The sequence below is a fragment of the uncultured Porticoccus sp. genome (genome assembly GCF_963975625.1).
Classification (GTDB): domain Bacteria; phylum Pseudomonadota; class Gammaproteobacteria; order Pseudomonadales; family Porticoccaceae; genus Porticoccus.
Map to the genome: position 1 here is coordinate 449,851 of NZ_CAXBHS010000001.1, position 13,940 is coordinate 463,790.

Annotated in this window: 15 protein-coding genes and 1 tRNA gene; 13 read left to right on the forward strand and 3 right to left on the reverse strand. The window is 53.9% G+C overall.

Annotation, left to right across the window (positions count from 1 at the left end; all coding sequences use genetic code 11):
- Positions 1-6: 6 nt before the first annotated feature.
- Positions 7-687, forward strand: coding sequence for a DUF4126 domain-containing protein (locus tag AACZ64_RS02115; RefSeq protein WP_293613737.1), 681 nt, complete (start codon positions 7-9; stop codon positions 685-687).
- Entirely contained in the window at positions 684-1,163 is a 480-nt protein-coding gene (locus AACZ64_RS02120) for a regulatory protein RecX (RefSeq protein WP_272993301.1), read from the forward strand. The genes AACZ64_RS02115 and AACZ64_RS02120 overlap by 4 nt, the downstream gene beginning before the upstream one ends.
- On the opposite strand, the gene AACZ64_RS02125 is transcribed toward AACZ64_RS02120, so the two are convergent.
- Positions 1,135-2,136 carry an alpha/beta fold hydrolase gene (locus tag AACZ64_RS02125; protein ID WP_036860876.1) on the reverse strand — a complete coding sequence of 334 codons (1,002 nt, stop codon included), beginning with the start codon at positions 2,134-2,136 and terminating at the stop codon, positions 1,135-1,137. The two genes, AACZ64_RS02120 and AACZ64_RS02125, sit on opposite strands and share 29 nt — an antisense overlap.
- 134 nt (positions 2,137-2,270) lie before the next feature.
- Here AACZ64_RS02125 and AACZ64_RS02130 point away from each other — a divergent pair, with 134 nt between their 5' ends.
- The 8 genes from AACZ64_RS02130 to AACZ64_RS02165 all read left to right on the forward strand — a co-directional run bounded on the left by AACZ64_RS02130 (position 2,271) and on the right by AACZ64_RS02165 (position 8,866).
- Positions 2,271-2,675, forward strand: a complete 405-nt coding sequence (locus AACZ64_RS02130; RefSeq protein ID WP_339639641.1) for a hypothetical protein — start codon at positions 2,271-2,273, stop codon at positions 2,673-2,675.
- Between the two features lie 35 nt (positions 2,676-2,710).
- A complete protein-coding gene (locus AACZ64_RS02135; protein ID WP_339639642.1) occupies positions 2,711-3,544 on the forward strand; it encodes a M23 family metallopeptidase in 834 nt (277 codons plus the stop codon).
- Positions 3,545-3,643: 99 nt separating this feature from the next.
- Positions 3,644-3,838, forward strand: coding sequence for a Trm112 family protein (locus AACZ64_RS02140; protein ID WP_036860872.1), 195 nt, complete (start codon positions 3,644-3,646; stop codon positions 3,836-3,838).
- Positions 3,839-3,855: 17 nt separating this feature from the next.
- A complete protein-coding gene (locus AACZ64_RS02145; RefSeq protein ID WP_293613740.1) occupies positions 3,856-4,206 on the forward strand; it encodes a histidine triad nucleotide-binding protein in 351 nt (116 codons plus the stop codon).
- A gap of 61 nt (positions 4,207-4,267) precedes the next feature.
- Positions 4,268-6,868 carry an alanine--tRNA ligase gene (gene alaS / locus AACZ64_RS02150; protein ID WP_339639643.1) on the forward strand — a complete coding sequence of 867 codons (2,601 nt, stop codon included), beginning with the start codon at positions 4,268-4,270 and terminating at the stop codon, positions 6,866-6,868.
- A gap of 90 nt (positions 6,869-6,958) precedes the next feature.
- Positions 6,959-8,191: an aspartate kinase gene (locus AACZ64_RS02155; protein WP_293613742.1), complete on the forward strand. Its 1,233-nt coding sequence runs from the start codon at positions 6,959-6,961 to the stop codon at positions 8,189-8,191.
- Positions 8,192-8,360: 169 nt separating this feature from the next.
- Entirely contained in the window at positions 8,361-8,540 is a 180-nt protein-coding gene (gene csrA / locus AACZ64_RS02160) for a carbon storage regulator CsrA (protein WP_036860863.1), read from the forward strand.
- A 235-nt stretch (positions 8,541-8,775) separates the two neighbouring features.
- A tRNA-Ser gene (locus AACZ64_RS02165) sits at positions 8,776-8,866 on the forward strand.
- A gap of 113 nt (positions 8,867-8,979) precedes the next feature.
- Here AACZ64_RS02165 and AACZ64_RS02170 read toward each other — a convergent pair.
- Together AACZ64_RS02170 and AACZ64_RS02175 are read right to left on the reverse strand one after the other, a co-directional pair.
- Complete coding sequence (locus AACZ64_RS02170; protein WP_293613743.1) at positions 8,980-9,702, reverse strand: GFA family protein; 723 nt, start codon at positions 9,700-9,702, stop codon at positions 8,980-8,982.
- A 97-nt stretch (positions 9,703-9,799) separates the two neighbouring features.
- The gene (locus AACZ64_RS02175; protein ID WP_272981001.1) at positions 9,800-10,423 is read right to left on the reverse strand and encodes a cytochrome P460 family protein; all 624 of its coding nucleotides are present in this window, start codon (positions 10,421-10,423) and stop codon (positions 9,800-9,802) included.
- Positions 10,424-10,675: 252 nt separating this feature from the next.
- On the opposite strand from AACZ64_RS02175, the gene AACZ64_RS02180 reads away from it, so the two are divergent.
- The 3 genes from AACZ64_RS02180 to AACZ64_RS02190 all read left to right on the forward strand — a co-directional run bounded on the left by AACZ64_RS02180 (position 10,676) and on the right by AACZ64_RS02190 (position 13,889).
- Entirely contained in the window at positions 10,676-11,143 is a 468-nt protein-coding gene (locus tag AACZ64_RS02180; protein WP_293613744.1) for a DUF3565 domain-containing protein, read from the forward strand.
- Between the two features lie 407 nt (positions 11,144-11,550).
- Positions 11,551-13,485: a hydantoinase/oxoprolinase family protein gene (locus tag AACZ64_RS02185; RefSeq protein ID WP_293613745.1), complete on the forward strand. Its 1,935-nt coding sequence runs from the start codon at positions 11,551-11,553 to the stop codon at positions 13,483-13,485.
- Positions 13,485-13,889 (forward strand): acetone carboxylase subunit gamma, encoded by a 405-nt coding sequence (locus tag AACZ64_RS02190; RefSeq protein ID WP_339639645.1) that lies wholly within the window; start codon positions 13,485-13,487, stop codon positions 13,887-13,889. The genes AACZ64_RS02185 and AACZ64_RS02190 overlap by 1 nt, the downstream gene beginning before the upstream one ends.
- Positions 13,890-13,940 lie beyond the last annotated feature (51 nt).

Below are 13,940 nucleotides of genomic sequence, written 5' to 3' on the forward strand. Positions count from 1 at the left end.
AGATCAATGGATAGTTATCAGGAGCTGATCAGCGTGATTGCCCTGACAGCAGGGGTTGGCTGGGCCAGCGGTATCAATTTGTATGCGCTGGTGCTGGTATTGGGGATAGCGGGGGCCACCGGCAATATCCAGTTGCCCGCAGAGTTGGCTGTGGTGCAGAGTCCTATGGTGATTATGGCCGCCGGCGTCATGTATGTGATTGAATTTATCGCGGACAAAGTGCCGGGGGTAGATACCGGCTGGGATACCCTGCATACCTTCATCCGCATACCCGCCGGGGCCATGCTGGCCGCGGGGGCGGTCGGCGATGTCACGCCGGCGCTGGAAATTGCGGCGGGGTTGATGGGGGGTACTCTGGCCGGTGCCAGCCATCTCACCAAGGCCTCCACCCGGGCGGTGATCAATACGTCTCCTGAACCCGTCAGCAACTGGACCGCATCCATCAGTGAAGACCTGCTGGTGTTGGGAGGACTGTGGACAATGTTTAATCACCCGGTATTGTTTCTCTGTCTGATGGTGCTGTTTATTGCACTGGTGATCTGGTTGTTGCCGAAGTTATGGCGACTGATTAAAAAGATTTTTCGCAAGATTGGTGAATGGCTGGGCATGGTCGAGAAGCCCGTCACCCGGACCGTTCCGGATGTCGAGCCGCCGGTTGCGCTGCCGCCGGAGGAGCGGTCGCCTTGAAGAAACCCGACGAATTGGACCCGCAGCGTTTGATTCGCCACCGGGCCATGGATCTGCTGGCCCGTCGTGAGCACTCCGCCCATGAATTGCAGGCCAAGCTGGTGGAGAAGTTTCCCGAGCACGCCCCGCTGGTAGAGCCGGTGTTGGCGGGGCTGACGCGGGACAACCTGCAATCTGACCAGCGTTTTGCTGAGTCCTATGTTTGCGCGCTTATTCACCGTGGGCAGGGGCCCTATCGGATTCGTCAGGCACTACAGCAGCGCGGGGTCGATACGTCCCTGGCCGAGCAGACGATTGCCGTTTGCGATGAAGACTGGTTTGAACTGGCCGTTCAGGTGATGCATAAGAAATACGGGCGTCAGCCCTGCACCAGTTTTGCCGAGCGCGCCAGGCGCAGCCGTTTTCTCCAGTACCGCGGGTTCAGTGCTGAACAGATTCAGGCCTGCTTTACTGATAATGAAACGGATGATGGCTGAAAATTTCAGCCAGACAGCGATCGATCCAGCAATCCAACCGGTAATTTTCAACGAAACCACAGTGTCCACCCAATGCCGTCACCACGAACGCGAGTGCATCGGGGCGGTGAATTTTTTCCAAATCGGTAACCGGCACAATCGGATCATCCTCACTGGTGATAAGGTAGGCCGGCACGCTGAGGCTGGACAACCTGTCGCCGCTCAGTGCGTAGGCCGAAAAGTATTCGCTGGCATCCCTGAAGGGAGTGAAGGTGGGCACAAAGTAGTCATTCAGGGCGACCAGTGACGAGAAATGCGGCAGTGATTTGTCATCCAGCAGCTCGGGGAAAAAATGCAGTTTTTTCTCCAGTGAACGGGTCCACTTGTCAAAGAAATGGTTGCGGTAAACCGGGCCGTCCATAATGCGTTCCATGGCATGTGCTGGGTCCACAGGTGGGCAGATGGCCACTACTGACGACAGCGGTATCTCGGTGCCGACATCGGCGGCAATGCGCAGGGCAAAGTTGCCGCCCAGCGAGTAGCCTGCCAGGGAGCAGTGATGGTGGGGTTGCTGACGCAAAAAATCCATGATGGCGGTGGCAACTTCCTCGGACAGGGTGGAGTTGAACGTCCCGCTGTTGAGATGCAGGCTCCCACCGTGGTCGCGAAGGTTGAGTCTCAGCACATTGAAACCGCGTTGGTAAAGATAGTGGGCGGCGGAAAGTATATAGGTGGACTCTCCGCTGCCCTCCCAGCCATGCAATAACACAGCCAGTTTATTATTGTCGCGATCTGCCCGATCAAACGCTGCCAATAGTTTTACTGCCTGACCATCGTGTGAGCCGTTGAGTAGCAAGGTCTTGCTGCGTGCTCTCATGGCGAGACACCGATTGTTAACCAGCCATTGTCTGGGACCTGCGTTGCTGAGCAGGCTCTGGATGTGTGCATTGCGCAAACCGGGTGGTGGGCAAAAGTCGGGCAGCTGGAGGTGCATGGCTACTACTTGAACTCCCGGGGTGAATACGGGCTATCATAGCACCCATAGAATTAAATACATGCTCTCAGGAACGGAGGCGCCGGGATACAATCTAACAGGCAGGTTTGAACCATTTTAGTCGGGGTGTTGAAGTGAAATCGTGGAAGCGTTGGACCATATTCTGGGTCGTCCTGGCCTTCGGGCCTCAACAACTTCTGGCTGCAGAGTGGCACCGGTATGGTGCCTCGAAAACCGGGCAGCAGGCAAAACCGGAAATGGTTACTGATGCTGAACTGGCCCTCTGGGGGATTGTGGATGGCTGCCTGAACAGTAAGCTGGTCCATTATTTTTACGTGCTGAATTCCCACGCGGCGGTACTTGAGTTGGCCGGTGGTAAAAAAGTGCTGATGCGTTTCCATGGCGACTGCCAGGGTGTCGAACAGTACGGTTTCGTTCACACGGCGCAAAATGATAAATTTTGTGCGGATTCCCACTCAATCAGAGTGCTGCAAACCGGTGATCGGTGTAAGGTTAAATCGCTCGAACCCTATCCCTGATATTGTCATTACTGCTAACCCAACACGAGTCGATCATGTTATTGAGATGTCTGTCCCTATGTCGTCGGCCGCTTGTTCTGCTGATATGTCTGCTGCCGATGGGGTCCTTTTCGCTGGAGCTTCAAGGCGAGCTGGTGCAGGGTGGCATGCTGATCGGCCGGGTGACGCCCGGCGAGCAGATTGAGGTCATGGGCCGTCCTGTCAGGGTGGATGATCAGGGCCTGTTTGTATTTGGGCTTGGCCGGGATACTCCGGCAGAAATCAAGCTCACCCACACCAAGGGCGGTAATGAAGTGGTGACCTACAGTTACGCTGTGGCGCAGAGAGTTTATCGCGAGCAGCGTGTGGAGGGTGTCCCACAGAAGACCGTCACACCGCCGCCTGAGGTGCTGGAGCGAATTCGACGGGAGGCGGCCCTGGTGCGTGAGGCGAGAACCGTGGACGATAAGCGAACAGATTTTCTGACAGGCTTTGTCAAACCCCTTGAAGGGCCTATCACCGGCGTCTATGGAAGCCGCAGGGTTTACAACGGTACGCCGGGAAACCCTCACTACGGTCTGGATATCGCCGCTCCCACTGGTACTGAGGTTTTTGCCCCGGCACCGGGTGTCGTGACGCTGGTGCACCGCGATATGTTTTATTCCGGTGGCACCCTGTTGATCGATCACGGTTACGGTATCAGTTCCACCTTCATCCACCTCAGCGAGCTGCTGGTTGAAGAGGGGCAGCAAGTGACCCCCAGTGACCCGATTGCCCGTGTCGGAGCGACCGGTCGTGCCACTGGCCCGCATCTGGACTGGCGGATCAACTGGTTCGATGTCCGTCTCGACCCGGCGCTGGTTCTGGACCAGTTTCCCGCAGCAAAGTAATGTAACCGGATACCGAATCCCGATACCACAGGCGTAGTCTTGGGGCCGCCTTTCCCTTAAACTTCTTCCTTGCAACTTTCGCTACGCTCCGGATTCGTGATGATTGATAAAAAACTACTCAGTATTCTGGTCTGCCCGGTGAGTAAGGGATCACTGGAATATGACAGGGAAAAAGACGAGCTTGTCTGCCGGGCCAGCGGTCTGGCCTACCCGATTCGCGATGGTATCCCGGTGATGCTGGAAAGTGAGGCCCGCCCACTCAGCACCGACGAAAAACTCGGTGACACTCACTAGCCGGAGGTCAACAAACCATGTCAGAAGAAACCATCTTCAGCCGAATTATCAAGGGCGATATTCCTGCCGACATCGTCTATGAAGACGAGCTTTGTATCGCCATCAATGATATTGCCCCCAAGGCGCCTACGCATCTGCTGGTGATTCCACGGAAACCCATTCCCCGACTGGTCGATGCTTCTCCGGAGGATCAGAAAATCCTCGGTCATCTCATGCTGGCGGTGGGGGAGATTGCCCGCAAAGCCGGTATTGGTGATGCCTTCAGGGTAGTGATTAACAATGGCGAAGGAGCTGGTCAGACGGTGTTCCACCTCCATTTGCATATTCTTGGCAATAAAGCATTTTCCGAGGCTGAACTCGGATTCTGACGATTGCCCGCACACGATTGATTAACCGACCCCCAGTCAGGGTTATGGAACCTGCTTGTTTATGAAAAGTGCTGAAATACGTGATGCTTTCCTGAAGTATTTTGCCAGCCAGGGACATACTGTTGTGCCCAGTAGTAGTCTGGTACCCGGCAATGACCCGACATTGCTGTTTACCAATGCCGGGATGGTGCAGTTCAAGGATGTCTTTCTGGGCGTCGACCAGCGTCCATACAGTCGTGCCGCTTCGTCGCAGCGCTGTGTCAGGGCGGGGGGCAAACACAACGACCTGGAAAACGTGGGCTACACCGCACGTCACCACACCTTTTTTGAAATGCTGGGCAACTTCAGCTTTGGCGACTATTTCAAGCGCGATGCCATCCGTTTTGCATGGTCGTTCCTCACTGAGGTGCTCGGGTTGCCGCAAGAACGCCTGTGGATCACCGTGCATATCTCCGATGATGAAGCGGCGGACATCTGGCTGAATGAGGTGGCTGTCAGTCCTGAACGATTCTCGCGCCTCGACGAAGATAACTTCTGGCAGATGGGCGACACCGGCCCCTGTGGACCGAGTTCGGAAATTTTCTACGACCATGGCCCGGATGTGCCCGGCGGCCCCCCCGGCAGCGAAAATGACGATCTGGATCGCTACATCGAAATCTGGAATCTGGTTTTCATGCAGTTTGAGCGCAGTGCCGACGGGCACCAGACGCCTTTGCCAAAACCCTCCATCGACACCGGCATGGGGTTGGAGCGCATTGCTGCCGTGATGCAGGGTGTGCACAGCAACTACGACATCGATCTGTTCCAGGCATTGTTGAGGGCTGCTGCAGAGGTGACTGGCACCCGTGACCTGGAAAACAAGTCGTTGAGAGTCATTGCTGATCACATTCGCTCCTGCAGTTTTCTGATTGTGGATGGTGTGCTCCCGGCCAACGAAGGGCGTGGCTACGTACTGCGACGGATTATTCGCCGCGCCGTTCGTCATGGCCATAAACTGGGTCAGACAAGTCTGTTTTTCCACAAGCTGGTGGCGTCGCTGGTCGCCGAAATGGGCGATGCCTACCCGGAATTGGCCAGAGCCCAGGCCCAGGTTGAGAAGGTCTTGCTGGCAGAAGAACGTCAGTTTGAGAAGACCCTGGATAAAGGCATGGCTCTGCTCGAATCGGCCCTCAATGATTTGCAGGGTGATGTGATTCCGGGAGAGCTGATCTTTACCCTGTACGACACGTTTGGTTTCCCGGTGGACCTGACCAATGACATTGCCCGGGAACGCGGATTGTCACTGGATATGGCCAGTTATGAAGCAGCCATGGAGCAGCAGCGCCAGCGGGCGCGCAGCGCCGGTGCCTTCAAGGTGGATTACAGTCATTCGCTGGCATTGGATGGCGCCACGGCCTTTACCGGGTACGACAACCTCGCTGGTAAGGGTGAGGTTCGGGCATTGCTGAGGGAGGGGGCTCCGGTCAGTCAGCTTTCTGCCGGGGAGGAGGGCATTGTTGTGCTCGATCAGACCCCTTTCTATGCCGAGTCCGGCGGCCAGGCTGGCGACAGCGGTTACCTGCTCGCCGAGGGTGTCGAATTTGAAGTGCGTGATTGTCAGAAACAGGGCGGCCACTATCTGCACATTGGTACGCTGTTGTCGGGCACGATCACTGAAGGGCAACCACTGGAAGCGCGGGTCGACAACGCGGTTCGCGCTGCAACTGCGCTCAACCACTCTGCTACTCACCTGTTACACGCTGCACTGCGAGAAATTCTCGGCGATCACGTCACCCAAAAAGGTTCGCTGGTGGACAGCAGGCGGCTGCGGTTTGATTTCAGCCATCCCGAGGCGATCGACGCAAAACAGCTGAAAACCATTGAGCGGCGGGTCAACGAAGAAATTCGCATCAACAGTCTGGTGCAAACAGAAATCTGCGATATGGAGACCGCCAGACAGAAAGGTGCGATGGCCCTGTTTGGTGAGAAATACGGTGATCAGGTTCGTGTTCTGACCATGGGGGCTGGTTTTTCTGTCGAGCTCTGCGGTGGAACCCACGTGTTGCGCACCGGTGATATCGGTTTGCTCAAGATCGTCAGTGAAACCGGCATTGCCTCCGGTGTGCGCCGTATTGAGGCCGTGACCGGCGCACAGGCACTGACTTACCTGGATGAGCTGGAAGTCCAGTTGGAACAGATTGCCGAGCTCGTCAAAGCCCGTCCGGCGAATGCCGCCCAAAAGGTGGGTGCGCTCTGTGCCGACATGAAAGCGCTGGAAAAGGAAAATGCCCAGCTGAAGGGGCGGCTGGCCAGTAGTGCGGGCAGCGACCTGGTCGGTCAGGCGATAACGATCAACGGTGTTCAGGTTTTGCTGGCTGATATCAAGGGTGCAGATCCGAAATCCCTGCGGGATACCGTGGATCAATTGAAGAACAAGCTGGGTACCTCGGTCATTCTGCTGGCTGCGGTGAACGACGGGAAGGTTGCCCTGGTAGCCGGTGTGACGCCTGAGGTGACGGGCCGTCTGAAAGCGGGTGACCTGGTGCAGCGTGTCGCCGTTGATTTGGGTGGAAAAGGCGGTGGTCGTCCGGACATGGCGCAGGGTGGTGGTACAGATGTGCATGCGCTCCCGTCGGCACTGAAATCAGCGGCCGAGTGGGTGCAGCAACAGCTTTCCGGCTGAGTGCGTGCACGCCATATTATCTGTTAACTTTGTCAATTATTTGGTGTTTAATTGCCGCCCATTTCCGGCGGCAAGAACTGTAGAGTTGTCATGAGTCTGATTGTTCAAAAATACGGTGGCACATCGGTCGGCACCATAGAGCGTATTCAGGCGGTCGCCGAGAAAGTCCATGCTTTCCGCAATCGCGGCGATAGCGTGGTGGTGGTGGTTTCTGCCATGAGTGGCGAAACCAATCGCCTGATTCGGTTGGCCAGAGAGATTGAGGCCGAACCCAGTGCGCGAGAGATGGATGTTCTGGTTTCCACGGGTGAGCAGGTCACCATTGCGCTGCTGACCATCGCCCTTCATAAGCTGGGTTGTGATGCACGCTCCTATACCGGTGGTCAGGTGCGTATCCTCACGGATGACGCTCATTCCAAGGCTCGCATTCAGGAAATTGACGCGCACCGTATGCAGCAGGATCTCTCGGCTGGCCGGGTGGTCGTGGTGGCCGGTTTTCAGGGCGTCGATGAAAATGGCAATATTACAACGTTGGGTCGCGGTGGTTCCGATACAACCGCAGTGGCTCTCGCCGCAGCCCTGAAAGCAGACGAGTGCCAGATTTATACCGATGTGGACGGTGTTTACACCACAGATCCACGTGTGGTCGCCAATGCGCGACGGCTCGACCGAATCACCTTTGAAGAAATGCTGGAGATGGCCAGCCAGGGGTCCAAGGTATTGCAGATACGTTCGGTTGAGTTTGCTGGAAAATACAAAGTCCCGCTGCGAGTGCTATCTAGCTTTGAGGATGGCCCCGGTACATTGATTACCCTGGAGGACGACGACGATATGGAAAAACCGGTTGTTTCTGGCATCGCATTTAACCGCGATGAAGCCAAGCTGACCATCCGCGGTATACCCGACGTGCCCGGGATCGCCTCCAAAGTCCTTGGCGCAGTAGGTCGCGCGAATATTGAGGTCGATGTGATTGTGCAGAATGTGGCACATGACAATACCGCATCCCTGACGTTTACCGTCCATCGCAATGAACTGGCAAAAGCGAAAGACATCCTTGAACGTATTGCTGTAGAACTGGGTGCCACTCAAGTAGATACAAATGCCAGCATTGCCAAGCTTGCTTTGGTTGGCGTCGGGATGCGCTCTCATGCGGGTGTCGCCGCCAAGATGTTTGAAGCGCTGGCGCAGGAAAATATCAACATTCAGATGATCAGTACTTCGGAAATTAAAATTACCGTCGTTATCGATGAAAAATATCTCGAGTTGGCTGTGCGTGCCCTGCACAGTGCCTTCGAGCTGGAAGAGTCTGACAGGGAGGAGTGAGCAAAAGACTATTTACCGCAATATGGAATGGTTGGTATAGTTCCGCCTGCCCGACTGTGGAAGCATTATCCATCAGGGAGGTGGCCCGCTGAATAACAATAACAATGCGTGGTTAAACCAGGAAAGCCAGCATAGACGTTGGTATTTGGCAGTATACAGGAGCTAAACCATGTTAATTCTCACGCGTCGCGTCGGGGAAACCCTCATTATTGGTGACGATGTCAGTGTCACCGTGCTCGGAGTCAAGGGCAATCAGGTGCGTCTGGGTGTGGATGCACCCAAAGAAGTTTCCGTTCACAGGGAAGAGATTTACCAGCGGATTCAGCAGGAAAAAGACGAAGATCAATAACCTTTGCCCGCTTTGATTTTCCATTTGGTATGTTATCATGCCGCCACTTTTGCGAGGCGGCATTTATCGTCGTTTCAATAGTATGGTGAGGTGGCCGAGCGACTGACAAGTTGTGACAACAACTTGGGCGACCACAGGTCGACCCCGCAGGGGCGAGGGCGAAAGCCCGAAGCAACGCGCGACCGGGGAGCGCCCTTACCAATACATGATAGACAGAAGAAGATAAACGATAACTGGTGAGGTGGCCGAGTGGCTGAAGGCGCTCCCCTGCTAAGGGAGTATAGGCTAATCCCCTATCGAGGGTTCGAATCCCTCCCTCACCGCCACCCATAAAAATCCCGGCTTTATGCCGGGTTTTTTATGGGTGGGTGTCAGGAGACATGGATGAGAATACCCCTTCGACAAAACGGCTTGACCGTTTTGGGCGCCGGCGCTATCTTCAGCCTTCAAAGGGCGGGCTGCTAAAGCCGCGCAAGTGCTTGGGCAGATTGTCGCTGACATCAATAATGCGCTGTTCATAGAAAACATGTGTCACGGCGGTTAATTCCCGGGGCAGTTGGTTGTTGTGGTTCTTGGCGATCAGCCACTGGGGAACAGCCCGCCAGTCCACGCTGTTGGTGTTGAACAGCACTTCTCCGCAGTTGGTGCAGAAATACTTTTTCATTTTCAGCCTGGGGTGTTTGTAGATGCTGAGGTTGCTTTCGCCATGGGTGATGGAAGCAGTTTGATCAGTCCACACGGTGACCGGATAAAACGGGCCGTCAAGCAATTCCCGGCAGTCGATACAGTGGCAAATGACCCGCGCCCTGGGCTCGCCGCATAGAGACAATTCGATGCGGTTACAGCTGCAGTGGACGGTATAGGTTTTCATAATGGCTCCATAGATACGGGTAAGTACTGCTGATGTGGGCGGGCGGTTTTGTTGCTTCTGCTGTGTGGCATATTGGCGAGTGAAATATAACAGTGCCAATGCCAGTATTAATACGAGAATGCCGGAGGCAAGCAGAAACCTGTTGAAGACAGTGTAGAAACTTAGCTTGGCGTTTGTCTCAAATAGTGACAATTCTTCTTCGCTTAGCCCCGATGTGATCTCGTGATTTTTGTCTGACAGGTAGGTGCAGACATCCTCGATCTGTGTGTCGAGTAAAACCCATAAATTCACTTTGAATGCGCCAGCGACTGACAAATGAGCGTTTGAATCGGCCGCAGTGCTACGAATATTATTAGCCCTCGCTGGCTATCGGTTTTCTAGTGGGTTGCTATTCTGAAGGGCCGTCCAGTTCCGGATAGCGTGCGAAATCCCTCACGGTGGGATAGCCGTCGATATAAACCCATTCGGTACTTTTAACCGGCACATGGCAGCCAAAACAATTATTGAACCCTTCGCCATGCCAGGTGGTTGTTACATTCTTTTTGGGCGCATCTGCCTTGAATAAAGCCCAACCCCAGCCTTCGCCCCAGGCCTTGTTGTCCGGAAATCGGTTTTCCCGGTCGCGCACCATCACAAACCAGACACCGGTATCGCCGGCCCATTGTGCATTTCCTGTAGATAGCTGCTTCTCCTCAATTCCGGAAACGGCTTTTATCAACACTGTAGCATCGGGCCATTGACCGTTTTTCTTGAATCCTTTAACGGATTCAGGTGTAGCGTAGACATCGTGAACACCGGGGCCACTTGCATGATCATCCTCCTTCACAAACCAGGTACCGAGATGAACCCAGTTTTCACGAAAATTATCTGGCCGGCTAATGTTTCCCTGCTCATCGACATACGGAGAAAAACCATTAGCCGATATTTCCTGTTCTGATTCTGAAGCGTCGCCTGGTGAACAGCCCGTCACGGCTATCGATGCAGCTACATAAAGGATCATTAAATATTTCATCCCTTCATACCTCCGACCTAAACAAGAGTTATATCCAAATAAATAACAATGGAAAACCACTCTATAGCGTAGTGCCAGACAGGCAGTGCCACAAGTTCCAGTGCTGCCAGTTTGGGGCGGGGGATTGCAGGATTATTGTCGACAAAACTTTCCATGCGGCCTGCAAGAAACCACAGTGATCCCTATACTGGTATTGGGCGTTGAAAACTATTCGGCGTGTACGGTGTATCAGTTAATCGCAGGTTTGATGTTATGCAGAGAGTCATAGAGGGTTTTCACCTGGACCGCTTTCAGGAGTGGGTGGCGGAGCTGGAATGTGGTCACGAATTGCAGATGAAGCACAATCCTCCCTACATGGAGTGCCGCTGGATTGGCACCGGCAAGGGACGACAGGAACATATTGGTGACAGTGTTGAGTGTGTGGACTGCGATATGCCTAAAATCCCCGATGGAATGACGTTGGTCGAAACCACCCCGGTGTATCAGCGTTCGGATATGCCGAGCGAATGGCAGGGTGGCCTCTCTACGGAGCCCGGGGTATGGGCCAGGGTTGTGGTCAAAGAGGGTATGTTGCAGTTCGTTATTGAGCCAGGCGTGCCTGCCAGCCGTGGTTTTCTACTCGACAAGGGCTTTGCTGGGGTCATGGCTCCCGATCTCACGCACAGTCTCAGTTCGGCAATGGGAGACGTGCAGTTTTACATTGAGTATTACTCGGCCTGATGTCGGGCCAGCGACTATGGGGCCGGGGTTCGAAGGGGTGGTTTCCGAGTAGAGTTGTTCAAGGCGCTCTATAGTTACTATACTGATTTGACGGGTTCGATGGTTGAGTCGACACCGTTGCCTGACAGGTTCCTTTTTAGAAAGCCTGTTGGGCGTAATCCATAGTGAATTAAAACAGGTGATTGATTTCCGGACAGGTCAGGTGGTCTGTTGCACAATCAAGTGAGACATGAATTTTTAATATAAAACAAATAGATATAATTCATGCTCTCACCAATAATAAGTTGGTATGTCTATTGCATAAGTAATGGAGCTCTCCAGATGGTGGCTATTTTTATTGGTCACATTCTGGTGAAGTTTATAACCCTAACTATTCTCGGCTAGTAAAAGAACTAAGGTAACTCGATATGGGAATGCTAATAAATATCGATAATGGCGGTACGCTCACAGATATCTGTGTGCTGACAGAAAACAACTTCTACAAGACCAAAACTCTGACAACACCTTACGATTTGAGTAAGTGTTTTTTTGATGGTCTGCGGTCTGCTTCCAAGGCAGTATACGGAGAAGAAAATGTCGCCCGGTTGTTGGCTGAAGTGGATCATATCCGCTATTCAACCACGCAGGGAACCAATGCCATTGTTGAACGTAAAGGTCCACGACTCGGTTTGATCATCAACAAGGGCTCTACGTTGCCCGCCCGTTTGCGTGAGCAGGATCCGGAGCTCTATGACTTCCTGATTGGCGACAGGGTTTCTGAAGTTGAATTGGCCGATGTGGATGATGAATCAAAAGGTGCGGATACCACTTCGGTCATCACCCGTCTCACTTCCGTGGGTGCCAACCGTATTGTGGTTTGTTTTGAGTCCGAGAAGGCTGACGAGTACGAAGCACAATTCAAACGGATCGCTTTTGACAATTACCCCCGTCACCTGCTCGGTGCTGTACCCATGTTGTTTGCCAGTGAGCTGGCCGATGATGTGTCCACTGAGCGCCGCGGCTGGACTGCAATGATCAATTCATTCCTGCACCCGGCGATGGAAAACTTCCTCTACAACGCAGAAAACCGCCTTCGCGAGTATCGCACCAAGAACCCCCTGCTGATTTTCCGCAATGATGGTGATGCCTCGCGCGTCGCAAAAACGATTGCCGTAAAAACCTACAGCTCCGGTCCACGCGGTGGTATGGAGGGCGTTAAAACCTTCAGCAAGCAATACAACCTGTCCAATGTGCTCTCCATGGATGTTGGTGGTACCACTACGGACATCGGTCATGTGATTGACCACAGCGTGCACGAGCAGCGTCGCGGTACGGTTGAAGGTGTTCCCATCTCCTTCGGGCTGTCTGCAATTGCCAGCCCGGGTGTCGGCGGAAGCTCCATCCTCGCCGTCAAAAACGGGGCTATCCAGGTAGGGCCGGAAAGTGTCGGCGCAGTACCTGGTCCGGCCTGTTTTGGTCGCGGTGGCAAGAATGCCACGATCACGGATGTAAACCTGTTGTTGGGTCTACTGGATCCGTCCACGTTCTTTGGCGGTGGTCTGGCTCTCGATCTCGAACGGGCTCGCACGGCAATCGCAGAAAATATTGCTGCGCCGCTGGGAATTACCGCGGATGAAGCCCTGCTCAAGTTGCGCGATGCGTTCGAGCAGAAAATTGCTGGCGAACTGAAATCTTTTGGCGACATTGACAGTGATACCGTCCTGCTCGCCTTCGGTGGAGCCGGTCCGATGAATGCCTGTGGTATCGCCGAAGACTGCGGTATCTCCACCGTATTTGTACCCAAAATGGCTGCGGTCTTCAGCGCCTTTGGCATGGGTTCCTGCGACATCGGCCAGAGCTATTCCACGGTGTTGACCGGCAATCGTCAGCAGGCGCTGGAAGCAGCCTATGCTGCACTGGTTGAGCGCGGTGAGCGAGACATGTTTGCCGAAGGCTACGCCAAGGGTGAATACGAGGTTGTCGCCAGACTGGTGGCAGAGAAAGCCGGTGTTGAGTCCGTTTATGTACTGGGACACACCATTTCCATTCCGCAGGACATGGCAAAAGCAGACGATGTGACGCTTGAAGTTTCAGTGCGCAAAAAACTGAAAACCGAAGATAACAAGCATGCCGGTGTTTCCAAAGGAGCCCAGGCCAAATCCACCAAAAACCGCTCACTGTTTGCTGGCGGCGCTGGTTGGAATGATGTGCCTGTCTATGAAGTGAATAATATGCAGCCGGGTGCCCACGGCACAGGACCGGCTATCCTTGAGGAAGAATTCTTTACCTGTCTGGTTCGCGAAGGTTGGGAATTCGTGGTGACTGAACTGGGCGATATCCGCCTGACCAAGGGGGACAAATAATGAAAGTATTGATGACTGAATACCTCCGTATTGACCTGGATACGGAAAACTGGGAGTGCCGGGTCTGTGACCATGTGGTTGCTCCAGCCCGCGGCAACTACAAAGAGGGTTTGCTGGTCTATAACCGCGATCCTGCGGATATTCACCCGTCGATTATTGACCCTGAAAAATACCGTTTCACCTTCTGTCCCGACAGGGAGTGGGTCAACATCTACGAATTTTACTGTCCGTCCTGTGGCACCCAGGTGGAGGTTGAATACACCTTCCCCAACCATATGCCGCTATATGATATGGAAGTAGACGTTGATGCCCTGAAAGAACAGTGGAGCCACCGCGAAGAGATTCTCGAGCCGGTGAAAGGCCCCAATATTCTGGTAGATCGCTGTCACACCCACAAGCACTGATAGGGCTTGTCGATTGGTGATTGAATAAATTAGGTCTGTTTTAGGAAAAAG

Coding starts and splice junctions, on each gene's coding strand:
- AACZ64_RS02115 (WP_293613737.1), top strand. CDS start 7: ATGGATAGTTATCAGGAGCTGATCAGCGTGATTGCCCTGACAGCAGGG.
- AACZ64_RS02125 (WP_036860876.1), bottom strand. CDS start 2,136: ATGCACCTCCAGCTGCCCGACTTTTGCCCACCACCCGGTTTGCGCAAT.
- AACZ64_RS02135 (WP_339639642.1), top strand. CDS start 2,711: ATGTTATTGAGATGTCTGTCCCTATGTCGTCGGCCGCTTGTTCTGCTG.
- AACZ64_RS02140 (WP_036860872.1), top strand. CDS start 3,644: ATGATTGATAAAAAACTACTCAGTATTCTGGTCTGCCCGGTGAGTAAG.
- AACZ64_RS02145 (WP_293613740.1), top strand. CDS start 3,856: ATGTCAGAAGAAACCATCTTCAGCCGAATTATCAAGGGCGATATTCCT.
- alaS (WP_339639643.1), top strand. CDS start 4,268: ATGAAAAGTGCTGAAATACGTGATGCTTTCCTGAAGTATTTTGCCAGC.
- AACZ64_RS02155 (WP_293613742.1), top strand. CDS start 6,959: ATGAGTCTGATTGTTCAAAAATACGGTGGCACATCGGTCGGCACCATA.
- csrA (WP_036860863.1), top strand. CDS start 8,361: ATGTTAATTCTCACGCGTCGCGTCGGGGAAACCCTCATTATTGGTGAC.
- AACZ64_RS02175 (WP_272981001.1), bottom strand. CDS start 10,423: ATGAAATATTTAATGATCCTTTATGTAGCTGCATCGATAGCCGTGACG.
- AACZ64_RS02180 (WP_293613744.1), top strand. CDS start 10,676: ATGCAGAGAGTCATAGAGGGTTTTCACCTGGACCGCTTTCAGGAGTGG.
- AACZ64_RS02185 (WP_293613745.1), top strand. CDS start 11,551: ATGGGAATGCTAATAAATATCGATAATGGCGGTACGCTCACAGATATC.
- AACZ64_RS02190 (WP_339639645.1), top strand. CDS start 13,485: ATGAAAGTATTGATGACTGAATACCTCCGTATTGACCTGGATACGGAA.